Origin of the sequence: Bradyrhizobium sp. (assembly GCF_049798375.1) — a bacterium.
In the GTDB taxonomy this organism is placed as follows: domain Bacteria; phylum Pseudomonadota; class Alphaproteobacteria; order Rhizobiales; family Xanthobacteraceae; genus Bradyrhizobium.
Genome location: NZ_JBARGP010000191.1, coordinates 1 through 1,696, shown reverse-complemented (window position 1 = coordinate 1,696; position 1,696 = coordinate 1). Strand labels below are relative to the sequence as shown.

2 protein-coding genes and 1 pseudogene are annotated in these 1,696 nt (G+C 64.6%); 2 read left to right on the top strand and 1 reads right to left on the bottom strand.

The genetic code is table 11. From position 1 onward, the window contains the following. Positions 1 to 347: pseudogene (locus tag WA702_RS08195) on the bottom strand (hypothetical protein); the annotation flags it as partial. A gap of 600 nt (positions 348 to 947) precedes the next feature. On the opposite strand from WA702_RS08195, the gene WA702_RS08190 reads away from it, so the two are divergent. Together WA702_RS08190 and WA702_RS08185 are read left to right on the top strand one after the other, a co-directional pair. Next, positions 948 to 1,268 (top strand): hypothetical protein, encoded by a 321-nt coding sequence (locus WA702_RS08190; protein WP_425110022.1) that lies wholly within the window; start codon positions 948 to 950, stop codon positions 1,266 to 1,268. A gap of 135 nt (positions 1,269 to 1,403) precedes the next feature. After that, on the top strand, positions 1,404 to 1,696 hold a 293-nt coding region (locus WA702_RS08185), incomplete at its 3' end, for a YchJ family protein (RefSeq protein WP_425110021.1).

Sequence of the window (1,696 nt, the reverse complement as noted above, 5' to 3'; positions counted from 1 at the left end):
GCCGACGCGACCGGCGTCGCGACGACAGCCTCCGGGCCTGTCTTGCCTTGGTGCCGCGCGCTGGCCGGCCGCGCCGGGCGCTTGGCCTGGGCCTCGACGAGCTCGAGGAAGTCAGGTGCGATCAGTCCCTCCGATCCCTGCAGTCCATCATCCGCAGGCGCGACGGCTTTGGCTTTGCGTGGGGTCTTCTTGGCTTTCGGCTTGGGCCTGGATTGGGGTCTCGATCTGGACTTGGTGTCGAAGTTGGGCGGATCGTCCAGTTTGGTGACGCGCACGCGGTGCCCGCGGGCATTGGTGATCTCTGGTGGATTCCACGGGATGATTGACGCAACAGACTCATCGGCCATCGGAGCCGCTCCATTCGGTCGTGATGCCCTTAGGCTGCGCCCGCGTGACTCCAGGGCCACGCCGTCGCGCCGGCATCAGGTGATGCAGAATGAGGATCAAAGCGGCAGGCCCGCATCTCGATCGCGGGCTTCTCATCGATTACGGCTTGGCAGCCATCGCGCGAACAAAGGTGCGTCGGGGATCGCGCGGTCGCGCTCGCGAATGACGCAAAGCGCAGGCTCGCGGCGCGGAACGCCACGTTTGATGAAACGGTGCGACGTCCGAAAATTTTCTATCCGCGCGGGGCCGGGCCGGTTCAACTCAGCGCCCAACACCCACTTCTTGACCAATGGTTAACACGAGATTCGCGGATTCGAAACGGCGCCGCGCGCGCGTCCACACGCGCCGCGCGAGATGAACCGCGGGCTGCGTCTTTGCAGTCACAGCGGGCATGATCATAAAAACGTCACGCGAATCGCGTGGTCGCGTGTGTCATGCAAGCGGCCGTGTTAGTCTGCCGCATGCGATGTCCATGCGGCATCGGCGACTGACTGCGGGCAGCCTCGATGAAGATTGGTCCTCAACCCGAAAAGTGGCTCAGGAAAAAAGCCAAGCAGGGAATGCGCGGCTATCCGGTCGGCACCATCGCTTTCTATGGACCTGATCGCGACCGCGCCTCCAAGGTCGCCGTCGGCATCATTGCGCATGAAGGTGCCGAGGCGGACGTACGGCGGTGGATTTCGGAAGGAAGCGACGTGCGGGAGGACGCGGCGATCTTCCAGGCGATGGCCGAGCACCTGCGCAGCCGCGGCGTGCATTCGATCTCCATGGTCGATCGCATCATCGGCTGCCCGCACGAGGAGGAGATCGATTATCCCTCAGGCGAGGACTGCCCGTACTGCCCCTATTGGGCGGGACGGGATCGGTGGAGCGACGACTAGGAGTCGATCGGCTTGTCAGCCGCGCGGCGACGAGGCACGCAAGGCCATCACGGTCAGAGCCATGCGATCGTAACAAGTCGCGCAGTTCGTTCGTCCCAGGTTTTTCGCTGCACGCGGCCGTGGTAGCCTCTGATCATGCGATGTCCATGCGGCTCCGATCTCACCTTTGATGCCTGCTGCGGTCCGTATCTCGCGGGCGAAGCCAGTCCGCCGACGGCCGAAGCGCTGATGCGCTCACGCTACACGGCTTACACGCACGGCGACATCGACTATCTCGCCAACACGCTCGTCGCCGAGAGCCGCGCCGCGTTCGATCGCGCCGCCACCACCGCTTGGGCGATGCAGTCGAAATGGCTCTGCCTTCGCATCCTGTTCGTCGAAGGCGGCGGCCCGGCCGACCGCGAAGGCGTCGTCGCCTTCGTCGCGAC

Coding starts and splice junctions, on each gene's coding strand:
- WA702_RS08190 (WP_425110022.1), top strand. CDS start 948: ATGCGCGGCTATCCGGTCGGCACCATCGCTTTCTATGGACCTGATCGC.